The following is a 13,724-nucleotide window of genomic DNA, read 5'->3' as shown; positions in this document are numbered from 1 at the left end:
CCTATCAATCCATGCTTGCGGACACAACCCATGCTATCAGCGGCTAGGTTCGCTGAATCTCGTTCAGGAGGATGATAGGTGGCGGAAAGCGAGGCGACAGCTACGTTTGACACCTGCTTTCTATGCCTTAGCCGTATTGGCTATGCGCAACCCCGGCAGCATCGGAACTGGGCGTTCCAGGCTGCCGGGCAGGCAGCGCAAACCTTCTACTACCCGAGCTTGCGCCCATAGATCTGCCCGGCGTCCACTTCGCGGCCATTCGGTTCATGCCATTCCAAGGTTGCGCCGCGTTGCAGCGCCGCGTAGACGGCTTCGCCCTTGTTCTTGACATGCAGGCGTTGATACAGCGTGCACGCGTGCGTTTTGGCGGTCGCTACCGAGATATTCAACATCCGGCTGACGGTCTTGATCGGATAGCCCCTGGCCAGCAGCACCAACACCTCATATTGGCGCGGCGTGATCTGGAGCAGTTGTGCGCCCGCGCTCACGGGCATGGCGCCCTTGGAGCCGGCATCGTCCGCGTCCCGCGACGGCAAGGCGCATACCGCGGAGGCCGGAGCCTGCAGCGCCTGTTCGCTCGGAAAGCATTGCCCGCCCGCCATGACCAGGCGTATGGCGGCCTCGAGGATTTCGACCGAAGCCGTTTTCATCAGGCATCCGTACACGCTGGCGCCAGGCAGGCCTTGCACCGGCATGGGCAAGGGCATGACGTCCGTCAAAAGCAGAATCCGCTTGGGCGTCAGCACGCGCTGAATCTCGTGCAAGGCGCTCCATGCTTCATCGGTATCCACCGGCAATCCGTAGATCAGGAGATCGGCGCCCGCGTGTACGCCGTCGGCCTTGGATACATCCGCAAGGCCCATTCCCTCGATTTCCCACACATCATCCAACTTGCTAAGAATCTGCCACAAACCCAACCGCAGGAGCGGATGGGCTTCAATCAGGACCATCTTGGCCATGGTGTCCTCCCGGTTTTTCGACGGGCCTCGAAGGGATCTTCGCTGTGCTGAAGACTATTATTTTCCAGCCCCTGCGGTGGGTGGTCCGCATATCCCGGAATATCTAATGAAGCTGAACCGGGACATTTGGGCTGGGCGACTTTGGTAGCCAACATAACGGATGGCATGGAACCCATCTTATGGTTCGGATTTGTCAAAATCAAGACGTTTCCGGGCGATATAATCCGATAAAATCAGAAATCAATCGTTAGCCTTAATCACGTTCGTAAATATGGATGAGAAACCCCTCTCGTCCTTTTTTACGCTAGGGTTTTCACCAGCCTCGCGCAGGGCGCGACCCCGACTCCCCTATGGAAAGGGGCCGCCGGGCGGCGTGGATAGGGCTTCAGGCTCGTGTTACAGACGAAAAAAAGCCGCGTCGGGGCATCGGCCGGACGCGGCTTCGAACAGCCGGATCGAGGGGGAAATCTGTCAACTTGTATCCGTAGACACATCCAGCCCGTGAACAGTCCCTGTATTCGAAATAACGGTAACATTTTTTATTTTGCCGCCTGGCGGCGGATTTACTCCATATAGGCGAAGTCAAATACCGTGTGCCCCCCCTGATGATGCCAATGGTGCATTGAAGCATGGCGTTTTCTCAGGAAGTTTGCGTAGTGGATTTCGCCGTCGGTTTCGATGTACGTGGTGGGTGTCAGCTCGTCGATCCGATTCAGCGACACGCCCTTGCCGTAGTGACAGAAGCCTTGGTACTGGGCGCAGCGAATCACGTCTCCGCCAGGAGACACAACGATTCCGGCGTTGCGGGCGCGCATCGGGTTGCGCACGATCGGGTTGCAGGCGTGCGGCGTCCAGGTGGTGGAGCGCGGCGAATCGGAGAAAAATGCAAATAATTCATCGCAATGGCTCTGGCCGTCGGTTCGGTCGATATTTGTTAATAACCACCAGTATTCTCCGTGTTTAAAAATAATGGTGTCGACCGCAGAAATATTCGTCATCAGATTAACGTCGAGCTCCCATTTCAGTGGAAATTCAGTGCATTTCCATAGCTCTATACTGCGATTTCCGCAGGTTTCCGGGACCATGTACGTTACCCCATCGTGTTCGAAAATATACGGAAACGAAAGGTGATACGGCAGGTTCAGCGCAGTGCCCAGCAGCCGGAAAGCCCCGTCGGAGTAGGTCGCGACCGAGATCGTGCCTTTGCGGGACGTAAAATCATAATCCTCGAAAAATATATACGGCTTTTTATCGTGCGTATAAACAAAGGGGTCGGCGAAAAACCTGCCCTTAGGCGGCTGCAATACCATGGCCTCGGACACCACGGCCTGTTGGCGCGCGGAGGGAAACATACCGATCCGCCAGCGGACATTGCGTTTCATGATGCGCCGCACAACCAGATCCGACATTAACCATGCCTGGCGCGCGATATATGCCGCGCTGTCCCATTCCGCGGGATCGGCGCGGCGCGGCCCGCTCATGATCTGCATGGCCGGCGGCGCGACGCCAGGCCGATCGCGGGCCAGCGCCTGCAGGGCGTCGTACACCATGAAATTTCCCAAACTGAATGCGCGCGCCTGGTTCTTCAGCCAGAACACCTCGGTGTTGAAACTGCGCTGGTCCAGCAGCTCGTCGTCTTCCTCTTTTTCGCCGACGCGCCACAGTTTCACGGTGGTGTGGTCTTCGCGTTGAAAGACTTCCCAGAAGCCTGCAAAACGGCTCGTCGACACCGCGATATCGGAATAGCTCAACTGCCACACGCCCAGCCGCGACCAGCTCGCCATCTGCGTGCGCGTGGCGAGCGACGCGCCCAACGTGATCACCAGATCCAGGCCCAGCGCCTGCACCTCGGCGCGCGCCTGCGCGTCCTCGTCGCCGGGCGCGAGCGCGATCACCGATGTGCCCGACTGCGGCAGGTGTTCGCGCATGTCCCGGCATGCCAGCATGGCGCGCTGCTTCTGCGGCAGCATCTTGCCCTCGAGACGGGACAGGGTGCCGAACAGCGCCTTCACGCCCAGCCGCGGCGCGCTGTCGGGCGCCTCGCCGTCCATCACCAGCAAGGCCGCAAGCTCGAAGTCCTGGCTATGGACGAGCCACTCAACCATCTCATGCATCCAGCCGGGTTGCTCATACCCGTCAACCAACAATCCCACCTTGTACGTCTTCATTTCTCGTGCTCCTGTATCAGGGCGATTGGCCTGCCGCGCCGTGTCTGCGTAGGGCCTCGCCCGGCACGCAGCCGGGGCAATGCATTCACGTTCTCGCGCTGATACTGCGGTGTTTTCCGCGTGCGTTCCAGAGCACATTCATCCTAGGGCCGGTGTCCGAGGCCATTCGGCCAATTCTCAGCCAGCGGCTCAGGGAACCCCTCATCCTTAATCCCGGCCGGGTCTCGTTCTTACGCCCGATGCGGCGGGCTCGTCCCGCAAAACCGACACATGGGACGTGGGAGGTTAGGGGTAAACCCTATTGGGGATAGCCGAGGCTCGCCTCTCGTCCTTCCCTCACGCATAATGCTTTAAAACAAACGTTTGAATTCAACCATATGCAAGAAATCAAATCCACGTCCACGAGGGAAACCATCCTGGACACCGCCGAAGCCCTGTTTGCACAACAGGGGCACGAAGCGACGTCCATGCGCCAGATCACCGGCGCGGCCGGCGTGAACCTCGCGTCGGTGAACTACCACTTCGGCTCCAAGGAGTCACTCGTGCAGGCGGTGCTCAAACGCCGCCTCGAGGTGCTGAACCGCGAGCGCATGCGTCTATTGGACGAACTGGAGGCGCAATCCGCCGGCAAGCCCCTGAAGCCCTCGCAGATCGTGGATGCGTTCTTCGGCACCCTGCTGCGCCTGGCTGCCGATCCCGCGCAGGCCGGCAGCACGTTCCTGCCGCTCCTGGAACGCACGATGACCGATCCCACGGATTTCATCCGCGCGCTGTTCGCCGAGGAGTACGCGGACGTGCTCGAGCGCTACCGCAACGCCCTCTTCGCCGCGCTGCCCGACGTGCCCCGCGCCGAGATCATCTGGCGCTTTCAGTTCATGCTGGGCGCGACTTCGTACGCCATCATGGGCACCGACCTCCTGCGCTCGGTCACCGGCCTGGGCGGCGACGATCCCGACCAACCCAACGACCGTGAACTGCTGCTGCCGAGACTGATGAGTTTCCTGCTGGGCGGGCTGCGCTCGCCCTTGCCGCACCTGGCCCCGAGTCCCGGAGGCGCCTGACCCGCCTCCTGCCCCGTCCGACCAGACCGCAGCCCGGCAAGCAACGCCAGACGGTCGCCAGACACCTGAAGAAAACCGAGGAGACAAAGAAATGGTCGCAGTCATCGTCACGTTGGTTGTCATTGCGCTCCTGGTCGCAGTGCTGCTGGGCGTGCGCCCCCTCCGCAGGGCGCTGCTGTCGGCGCCGATCTTCAATCTGTATCGCAAGGTGCTGCCGCAGATGTCCGACACCGAGCGCGACGCGCTGGAGGCCGGCACGGTCTGGTGGGAGGGCGAGCTGTTTCGCGGGCGGCCCGACTGGAGCCGCCTGCTGGCCTATCCCCGGCCGCGCCTGACCGACGAAGAGCAGCGCTTCCTGGACAACCAGGCCGAGACCGCCTGCCGCATGGTCAATGACTGGCACGTCACGCAAGAGCGCTTCGACCTGCCCGCGGACGTCTGGAACTACCTGAAGGCCGAGGGCTTTCTGGGCATGATCATCCCCAAGCAATACGGCGGACTAGCGTTCTCCGCGTATGCCCACTCCGAAATCGTCACCAAGCTGTCCACGCGGTCCTCCGCGCTGGCCGTGTCGGTGATGGTGCCGAACTCGCTCGGCCCCGCGGAACTGCTGCTGCACTACGGCACCGAGGAACAGAAGAACCACTACCTGCCGCGCCTTGCGCGTGGCGAAGAAGTGCCCGCCTTCGCGCTGACCAGCCCCTGGGCGGGGTCCGACGCGGCGGCCATTCCGGACAACGGCATCGTCTGCAAGGGCGAATGGCAGGGCCGTGAAGTGATCGGCATGCGCGTCACCTGGGACAAGCGCTACATCACGCTCGCGCCCGTCTGCACCCTGCTGGGCCTGGCGTTCCGCCTGTACGACCCGGACGGGCTGCTGGGCGGCAAGAAGGACCTGGGCATCACCTGCGCGCTGGTGCCGCACGATCATCCTGGCGTGGACACGGGCCGCCGCCACTTCCCGCTGAACGCGATGTTCATGAACGGGCCCACCCGCGGCACCGATGTCTTCATGCCGCTGGACTTCATCATCGGCGGTCCGGCCATGGCCGGACAGGGCTGGCGCATGCTGATGGAATGCCTGGCCGCGGGCCGCTCGATCTCGCTGCCCTCGTCCAATACCGGCATGTCCAAGCTCACGGCCCGCGCCGTGGGCGGCTATGCCCGCGTGCGCAGCCAGTTCCGAATGCCGGTCGGCAAGTTCGAGGGCGTCGAAGAGGCGCTGGCGCGCATCGGCGGACACACCTACATGATGGACGCCGCGCGCACCATGACGGCGGGCGCCGTGGACCTGGGCGAAAAGCCCTCGGTCGTGTCGGCCATCGTGAAGTACCACGTCACGGAACGCGCGCGCCAGGTCGTCAACGACGGCATGGACGTGGTCGGCGGCAAGGGCATCTGCCTGGGACCGTCCAACTTCCTGGGCCGCGCCTACCAGCAGATCCCCATCGGCATCACCGTGGAAGGCGCCAACATCCTGACGCGCAGCCTCATCATCTTCGGCCAGGGCGCGATCCGCTGCCATCCCTACGTGCTGGCGGAAATGCGGGCCGCGCAGTCGCCGGACCGCAAGCAGGGGCTCGACGATTTCGACGCCGCGTTCTGGGGCCATGCGGGATTCGTGGTCCGCAACACGCTGCGCGCGCTGGGCACCGCCCTGACCGGGGCGCGCTTTGCCGCCGTGAATGCCGACGTCGCGCCTGGCATGAAGCGCTATTACCAGCTTCTCTCGCGCTATTGCGCCGCGTTCGCGCTGCTGGCCGACACCTCGATGCTGGTGCTGGGCGGCAGCCTGAAGCGCCGCGAGCGCCTGTCGGCGCGCCTGGGCGACGTGCTGTCGCAGATGTACCTGATCAGCGCCACGCTCAAGCGCTTTGAGGACGAAGGCCGCCAGGCCGCCGACGCGCCGCTTGCGCACTGGTCCATCCAGGACGCGCTGTACAAGGCGCAGGAAGCCTTTGACGGCGTCCTGGACAACTTCCCCAACCGCCCCGTCGCATGGATCCTGCGCCGCATCGTGTTCCCGTGGGGCCATAGCCAGGTCCCGCCCTCGGACCAGCTCGGCCAGGACGTGGCGCGCCTGCTCATCAGCCCCAGCGCCACGCGCGACCGCCTGACCGCCGGATGCCACCTGCCCGACACCGCCGACGAACCGGTGGGCGCGATCGAGCTGGCGCTGGCGGCCACGCTGGACGCCGAGCCGATCGAAGCCAAGATCCGCGAGCTCGAAAAACGCGGCGTGCTGGACGGCAATCCGCAAGCCAACGTGCGCGACATCGCCGACGCGGCGGTGGCCATCGGCGGCATCACCGCGGAGGAATACGCCGTCGTGAAGCGCCGCAACCGCTTGCGCGATGCCGTGGTGAAAGTGGATGATTTCCCTTTTGATCTGGGCGCCGCCGGCGCGGACCGGCCCACGGCCGAACGCAAGGTCGCCTGAGGGGGAACGGATGGCATTCAAACCGGTTTACGTCATCGACGGATCGCGCACGCCCTTCCTGAAGGCGCGCACGGGCCCCGGGCCCTTCTCCGCCGGGGACCTGGCGGTGCAGGCCGGCCGCGCCCTGCTGCTGCGCCAACCCTACGCGCCCACCGACCTGGATGAGGTCATCGTGGGCTGCGCCGCGCCTTCGCCCGAGGAAGTGAACATCGGCCGCGTGATCTCGCTGCGCCTGGGGTGCGGCGACAAGGTGCCCGGCTGGACCGTCATGCGCAACTGCGCGTCCGGCATGCAGGCGCTGGATTCCGGCATCGCCAACATCCAATCGGGCCGCTCGCACCTGGTGCTGGCCGGCGGCACCGATGCGCTGTCGCGCGCGCCCGTCCTCTTTTCCGACGACATGGTGCGCTGGCTGTCGCGCTGGTATGCCGCGCGCGGCGTGGGCGCCAAGCTCAAGGCGCTGGGCGGCTTCCGGCCGAAGCACCTGGCGCCCGTCATCGGTCTGCTCAAGGGCCTGACGGACCCGGTCGTGGGCCTGTCGATGGGCCAGACGGCCGAAAACGTCGCCACGCTGTTCGGCATCGACCGCGCCGCGATGGACGCCTACGCGGCGCGCAGCCATCAGCGCGCGCTGGCTGCCCGCGCGGCCGGCATGCCTGAGATCACGCCCCTGATCGACACGCAGGGCAAGCTGCATGCCGAGGACGACGGCGTGCGTGAAGACTCCACGCCCGACAGGCTCGCCAAGCTCAAGCCCGTGTTCGACAAGCCCTGGGGCAACATCACCGCGGGCAACAGTTCGCAGGTCACGGACGGCGCGGCCATGCTGGTGCTGGCGTCCGAAGAGGCCGTGCAGAAGTGGAACCTGCGTCCGCTCGGCCGCATCGTGGATACGCAATGGGCCGGCCTGGATCCTGCGATCATGGGCCTGGGTCCCGTGCACGCCGCCACCCCGATCCTGCAGCGCCACGGCCTGGGCCTGAATGACCTGGACTTGTGGGAAATCAACGAAGCCTTCGCGGCGCAGGTGCTAGGCTGCCTGGCCGCGTGGCGGGACGAGGCCTATTGCCAGGAGAACTTCGGCACGCCAGCATGGGGCGATCTGGACCCGGCGCGGCTCAACGTGGATGGCGGCGCCATCGCCATCGGGCATCCGGTGGGCGCCTCCGGGGCGCGCATCGTCCTGCATCTGCTGCATGCGCTCCGGCGCCGCGGCGCCAGGCGCGGCATGGCGGCCATCTGCATCGGCGGCGGCCAAGGCGGCGCGATGCTGGTCGAAACCCTGGACGAGGATCGCCCATGACGACGATGCAAACGCTCTCCCACTGGCGCCTGGACCGCGACCCCGACGGCGTGGCCTGGCTGACATTCGACCGCGCCGGCAGCGCGGTCAATGCGCTGTCGGCCGACACCCTGGCCGAGCTCGCCGTCGTGCTGGACGCGCTGGACGCCGATCCGCCCAAGGGGCTCATCATCCAGTCCGGCAAGGCCACCGGCTTCATCGTGGGCGCCGACGTCAACGAATTCGCCAGCCTGGACACGCCTGAACAGGCGCGCGGCCTGGTGGCGCGCGGCTGGAACCTCATGAACCGCCTGGCCGGCGTGCGCTACCCCACCCTCGCGCTGATCCAGGGCCATTGCCTGGGCGGCGGCCTGGAACTTGCGCTGGCCTGCCGCTACCGGCTGGTCGCGGACCAGCCCGGCACCTCGCTGGCGCTGCCCGAAGTCATGCTGGGCATTTTCCCCGGCTGGGGCGGCATGCTGCGCCTGCCGCAGGTGATCGGCGCGCCCGCCGCGCTGGACATGATGCTGACCGGCCGCGGCGCCGATGCCCGCCGCGCGGCCGCGCTGGGCCTGGCCGACGCGCGCGTGCCGCCGCGCCTCTTGCTCGCCGCGGCGCGCCAGACGGTGCTGTCGCGCAAACCTGCCCGCCGCGCGCGCGGCCTGGGCGGTTTGCTGAACCGCTGGCCGCTGAAGGCCATCGTGGCCAAGCGCGCGCGCAAGCAGATCGCGGCCAAGGATCCGCTGGGCCATTACCCGGCAGCCCCCGCCATCGTGGACATCTGGGAAAAGCATGGCGGCAATGCGCTGAAGGCGCCCGAACTCATTGACCGCATCATTTCGTCCGGCACGGCGCGCAATCTGCTGCGGGTGTTCCGCCTGCAGGAGCGCCTGAAGGCCAACGGCAAGCAGCCGGGCGTCGCGCCCGCGCGCCACGTGCACGTGGTGGGCGCCGGCGTGATGGGCGGCGACATCGCCGCCTGGTGCGCGTACAAGGGCATGACGGTCACGCTGCAGGACCAGGACATGGCGCGCATCGCGCCCGCCATCAAGCGCGTCGGCGAGCTCTACGCCCGCCGCCTGAAAGATCCGCGGCTGGCGCGCGCCGCGTTCGACCGCCTCGTGCCGGACCCGGACGGGCGCGGCGTGCCGCTGGCGGACGTCGTCATCGAGGCCATCAGCGAACAGCCCGAGGCCAAGCGCGCCCTGTACCAGTCGCTCGAACCGCGCATGAAGCCCGGCGCGCTGCTGGCCACCAACACATCCAGCCTGTCGCTGGAAACGCTGCGCGCGGGGCTGGCCCGGCCGCAGCGCCTGGTGGGCATCCATTTCTTCAATCCCGTCGCCAAGATGCCGCTGGTCGAGGTCGTGCACGCGGACGGGGACGATCCCGCCGAGCAGGCGCGCGCCTGCGCCTTCGTCGGCCAGATCGACAAGCTGGCGCTGCCGGTCAAGAGCGCGCCGGGCTTCCTGGTCAATGCCGTGCTCGCGCCCTACATGCTGGCCGCCATGCGCAGCGTGGACGACGGCGTCGCGCCGGAAACCGTGGACGCCGCCATGGTGGCCTTCGGCATGCCGATGGGACCGCTGGAACTGGCGGACACGGTGGGGCTGGACATCGCGCGCGCCGCGGGCGCGGAACTTGCAGGCGGCGCCGAGCCGCCGCGCTGCCTGGCCGACCGGCTGGCGCGCAAGGAACTGGGCAAGAAGAGCGGAAAGGGCTTTTACACCTGGCGCGACGGCAAGCCGGTCAAGCAGCGCGGCGCGGACCCCGCCGCCGCGCCGGCCGGCCTGGCGCAGCGCCTGATCCAGCCGCTCATCGACGCCACGCGGCAACGCGTTGCCGCCGGCATCGTGGCCGACGCCGATCTGGCCGACGCGGGCGTGATTTTCGGTACGGGCTTTGCGCCTTTTACGGGCGGCCCTTTGCATTACCAGGAAAGCAGCACCATGCAGCACCGCAGCACAGCGGCTAGCGCCGATTAGACCGGGGCAACTCGGCAGTGGAAGAGAGAGACACACATCCAACTCGAGGAGGCAGTACCATGCGCAGACGTCCATTGTCCCTGAGCACTCTGTCGGCCGTATTGGTCGGCTTGGGCGCGTCCGCAACGTCCTACGGCGCCGGCTTTCAGCTCTTGGAGCAGAACGCCAGCGGTCTGGGCAACGCGTATGCGGGCTCGGCGGCAAACCCGGAGAATGCCAGCATCATGTATTACAACCCGGCAGGCCTGACCTATCTGCCGGGTCTCAATTTCTCCGGCGGGGTAAGCCTGGTCAGGCCATCGTTCAAGTTTTCCGACAACGGCAACAGCCGCAATCCCAGCGTTCCCGGCATTCCAGGATCGGGCCTGAACGGCTCGGTGCCCACCGGCGGCAACGGCGGGGACGCGGGCAACCTGGGTGTCGTGCCCAACATCTACGGCTCCTGGCAACTGAACGAGCAGTGGTACGTCGGCCTGGGCATCGGCGCGCCCTTCGGCCTGATGACCGAGTACGACGACGGCTGGGTGGGCCAATACCACTCCAACAAGTTCGAGATCAAGACCATCAACGTCAACCCGTCCATCGCCTACAAGGTCAACGAAAAGTTCTCGATGGGCTTCGGCGTGAACTGGCAGCACATCGACGCCAACTACAAGAAGAAAACCGTGGTGCCCATCGCCGGCCTGCCCCTGGCCACGACCGGCGACGCGGACCTGAACCTGAAGGGCGATGCCTGGGGCTGGAACGTCGGCTTCATGCTGCAACCCACGGAAGACACGCGCATCGGCCTGTCGTACCGCTCGAAGATCAAGCACTCGGCCACGGGCGACACCGACATCGACAACATCGCCCCGGGCGGCCGGTCGGTGTCGTTCGACGCCAAGGCCAACGTCGACCTGCCCGACACGCTGATCCTGAGCGCCACGCACCAGCTCAATGAAAAATGGGAGCTGTTGGGCGACGTGTCGTGGACCGGCTGGAGCAGCATCCCCGAGCTGAAGATCAAGAACTCGGGGACGGGCGCGCGCGATGACGTGCTGCCGCTCAACTTCCGCGATACGTGGCGCGTCGCGGTGGGCGCGAACTACAAGTTCGCCCCCGCCTGGAAGTGGAAGTTCGGCCTGGCGTTCGACCAGTCGCCGGTGCATGACGCCGCCGACCGCCCGACCTCCCTGCCCGACAACGACCGCTACTGGTTCTCGACCGGCGTGCAATGGGCCGCCACGAAAGACACCACCATCGACGTCGGCTACACCTACCTGTACCTGCGCAAGACGGACATCGACACCACGTCCGGCAACCAGGCCACCAAGGGCCTCGTCGCGGGCACGTACGACAGCAACGCCCACATCTTCGGGCTGCAGCTCTCGTCCCGCTTCTAGCCGTGAACGGGCGGGCGGCCGCACGCCGCCTGCCCGCTTTTTCAGGAGACTTCCTTGAGCAAGTTCGTCGTCAAACACGTCGCCGTGCTGGGTGCCGGCGTCATGGGCGCGCAGATCGCCGCCCACCTGGCCAATGCCGGCGTGCCGGTCACGCTGTTCGACCTGGCCGCCCGCGAAGGCGACCGCAACGGCACCGTCAAGAAAGCGCTGGCCGGCCTGAAGAAACTGGAACCCGCGCCGCTGGCCGGCGCGGCGCGCCTGGCCCTGATCACGCCGGCCAACTACGATGACGACCTGGAGCGCCTGCGCGGCTGCGACCTCATCATCGAAGCCATCGCCGAACGCATGGATTGGAAGACGGCGCTGTACGAGCGCATCGCGGGCCACGTCGCGCCCGGCGCCATCGTGGCGTCCAACACGTCCGGCCTGTCCATCGATGCGCTGGCCAACGCGCTGCCCGAATCGCTGCGCGCCCGCTTCTGCGGCATCCACTTCTTCAATCCGCCGCGCTACATGCGCCTGGTGGAAATCATCGCCACCTCGCACACGCAGCCGGCCGTGCTGGACCAGCTTGAAACCTGGCTCACGTCGGCGCTGGGCAAGGGCGTCATCCGCGCGCTGGACACGCCGAACTTCGTCGCCAACCGCATCGGCGTGTTCTCCATCCTGGCCGCCATGCACCACACCGCGCGCCTGGGCCTGGCCTTCGACGAAGTCGACGCGCTGACCGGTCCCAAGATCGGCCGCCCCAAGAGCGCCACCTACCGCACCGCCGACGTGGTCGGGCTGGACACGCTGGCCCATGTCGTGGGCACGATGGAAAAGAATCTGCCCGACGATCCCTGGCACAGGTATTTCGCACTGCCCGAATGGCTGTCGGCGCTGATCGCCAAGGGCGCGCTCGGCCAGAAGACCGGCGCGGGCGTCTACCGCAAGCAGGGCCGCGAGATCCAGGTGCTGGACCTGAAGACGCAGAATTACGCGCCTGGCACGGGCAAGCTGGCCGACGAGGTCGCCGCGCTGCTCAAGGAACGCGACCCGGCCAAACGCTTTGCGGCATTGCGCGCCAGCGCGCACCCGCAGGCGCAGTTCCTGTGGAGCCTGTTCCGCGACATCTTCCATTACAGCGCCGTGCAGCTCGAACACGTGGCCGACAATGCGCGCGACCTGGACCTGGCCATGCGCTGGGGCTTTGGCTGGTCGCAGGGCCCCTTCGAAACCTGGCAGGCCGCCGGCTGGCAGGCCATCGCCGCCGCCGTGGCCGAGGACATCGCCGCGGGCCGCTCCATGAGCAACACGCCCCTGCCGGCCTGGGTGCTGGAACCCGGCCGCGAGGGCGTGCATGCGCCCGCGGGGTCGTATTCGGCGCGCACCGGCAAGCTGCACCCCCGCTCCACACTGCCCGTGTATGCGCGTCAGTTGTTCCCGGAACGCGTCGTCGGCGAAGCCCCGGACGACCGAGGCGTCACGATCTGGGAAAACGAAGGCGTGCGCCTGTGGAACCTGCCCAAGGTCGATGCCGGCATCGCCATCCTGTCGGTCACCTCGCGCAACCACACGCTGGGCGCCGAAGTGCTGGAAGGCGTCTTGCAGGCGGTGGCCCGCGCCGAGCGCGAGTACGACGGCCTGGTCATCTGGCACGACGCGCCCTTTGCCGTCGGCGCCAACCTGCAGCAGGTGGTCGAGGCCTGCGCGGCCGGCCAATGGGACATGCTGGAGGCGACGGTCGAGAAATTCCAGCGCGCCTCGCAATCGTTCAAGTACGCGCAGATCCCCACCGTGGCCGCCGTGCAGGGCATGGCGCTGGGCGGCGGGTGCGAATTCCTGATGCACGCCTCGCACCGCGTGCTGGCGCTGGAAAGCTACATCGGGCTGGTCGAGGCCGGCGTGGGGCTGATCCCCGCGGGCGGCGGCAGCAAGGAATTCGCCGCGCGCGCCGCGGCGCTGGCTGCCAGGACCGCCACGCCGAGCGAGGTCTTCCCCTACCTGCAGCCGGTCTTCCAGACCATCGCCATGGCGCAGGTGGCCAAGAGCGGCCTGGAAGCCATCGAGGCCGGCTTTGCCCGCGAGCACGACATCGTGCTGTTCCATCCGGGCGAACTGCTGTTCGTGGCCATCGGCCAGGCGCGCGCCGCGGCGCAGGCGGGCTACACCCCGCCGGCGCGGCTGCAGGGCATTCCGGTGGCCGGCCGCAACGGCATTGCGAACTTCGAGATGGTGCTGGTGAACATGCGCGAAGGCGGCATGATCAGCGCGCATGACTACCGCGTGGCGCGCAGCGCGGCCGTCGCGCTCTGCGGCGGCGAGATCGAGACCGGCACGAAGGTCGACGAGGAATGGCTGCTGGCGGTGGAACGCAAGGAATTCGTGGCGCTGCTGCGCACGCCCGAGACCCAGGCGCGCATCCGCCACACCCTGGAAACCGGCAAGCCCCTACGGAATTAGCC

8 protein-coding genes are annotated in these 13,724 nt (G+C 66.4%); 6 read left to right on the top strand and 2 right to left on the bottom strand.

All coding sequences use genetic code 11. The features are described 5' to 3' along the window. Positions 1-209: 209 nt before the first annotated feature. Positions 210-959 carry a helix-turn-helix transcriptional regulator gene (locus ACZ50Q_RS09870; RefSeq protein ID WP_464081368.1) on the bottom strand — a complete coding sequence of 250 codons (750 nt, stop codon included), beginning with the start codon at positions 957-959 and terminating at the stop codon, positions 210-212. 563 nt (positions 960-1,522) lie between these two features. Next, positions 1,523-3,127 (bottom strand): glucosamine inositolphosphorylceramide transferase family protein, encoded by a 1,605-nt coding sequence (locus tag ACZ50Q_RS09865; RefSeq protein WP_464081367.1) that lies wholly within the window; start codon positions 3,125-3,127, stop codon positions 1,523-1,525. Positions 3,128-3,504: 377 nt separating this feature from the next. Between ACZ50Q_RS09865 and ACZ50Q_RS09860 the strand changes: the two genes are divergently transcribed. From ACZ50Q_RS09860 to ACZ50Q_RS09835, 6 genes are all read left to right on the top strand, one after another. Then, the gene (locus ACZ50Q_RS09860) at positions 3,505-4,188 is read left to right on the top strand and encodes a TetR/AcrR family transcriptional regulator (protein ID WP_092581399.1); all 684 of its coding nucleotides are present in this window, start codon (positions 3,505-3,507) and stop codon (positions 4,186-4,188) included. 91 nt (positions 4,189-4,279) lie between these two features. Beyond that, entirely contained in the window at positions 4,280-6,628 is a 2,349-nt protein-coding gene (locus tag ACZ50Q_RS09855; protein ID WP_464081366.1) for an acyl-CoA dehydrogenase, read from the top strand. A gap of 10 nt (positions 6,629-6,638) precedes the next feature. After that, entirely contained in the window at positions 6,639-7,931 is a 1,293-nt protein-coding gene (locus ACZ50Q_RS09850; protein ID WP_464081365.1) for an acetyl-CoA C-acetyltransferase, read from the top strand. Next, positions 7,928-9,895, top strand: coding sequence for a 3-hydroxyacyl-CoA dehydrogenase NAD-binding domain-containing protein (locus ACZ50Q_RS09845; protein WP_464081364.1), 1,968 nt, complete (start codon positions 7,928-7,930; stop codon positions 9,893-9,895). The genes ACZ50Q_RS09850 and ACZ50Q_RS09845 overlap by 4 nt, the downstream gene beginning before the upstream one ends. 59 nt (positions 9,896-9,954) lie before the next feature. Further along, complete coding sequence (locus ACZ50Q_RS09840; protein ID WP_175493223.1) at positions 9,955-11,277, top strand: OmpP1/FadL family transporter; 1,323 nt, start codon at positions 9,955-9,957, stop codon at positions 11,275-11,277. A 54-nt stretch (positions 11,278-11,331) separates the two neighbouring features. Then, positions 11,332-13,722, top strand: coding sequence for a 3-hydroxyacyl-CoA dehydrogenase/enoyl-CoA hydratase family protein (locus tag ACZ50Q_RS09835; RefSeq protein WP_464081363.1), 2,391 nt, complete (start codon positions 11,332-11,334; stop codon positions 13,720-13,722). Positions 13,723-13,724: the final 2 nt, after the last annotated feature.

The sequence above is a fragment of the Achromobacter sp. T5-5 genome (genome assembly GCF_055397965.1).
The sequence above is the reverse complement of the archived record's forward strand: the minus strand, read 5'-3'. Positions and strand labels throughout refer to the sequence as shown.